1 protein-coding gene is annotated in these 237 nt (G+C 37.1%); it reads right to left on the bottom strand.

Features of this window, described 5'->3' with window-relative positions:
• Positions 1-154 (bottom strand): D-aminoacyl-tRNA deacylase (locus Q4519_RS22095; RefSeq protein ID WP_303516134.1); only part of this gene is annotated, 154 nt, incomplete at its 3' end.
• Between the last annotated feature and the right edge of the window lie 83 nt (positions 155-237).

Below are 237 nucleotides of genomic sequence, written 5' to 3' on the forward strand. Positions count from 1 at the left end.
AACTCAGCACCTTTTCACACAAGCGTTTAGCTTTAGAGGAATCATCGCCTTTTTCAACGCCAAGTAAAATTAATAAAAATTGCCCAATCTCTCCAGTGATGTTCTGTTCTACAGTAACGCTAGCGATGCTAACTCGTTGAATGAGAGCGATCATATATAATTTTAGCCATAGCCTAAGTTGCTTTAAAAAAGGCGTCAATCATACCTGTTTCAATTTCACAATGACAATAATTAGGC

Origin of the sequence: Motilimonas sp. 1_MG-2023 (genome assembly GCF_030547455.1) — a bacterium.
In the GTDB taxonomy this organism is placed as follows: Bacteria; Pseudomonadota; Gammaproteobacteria; order Enterobacterales; family CBDFNC01; genus Motilimonas.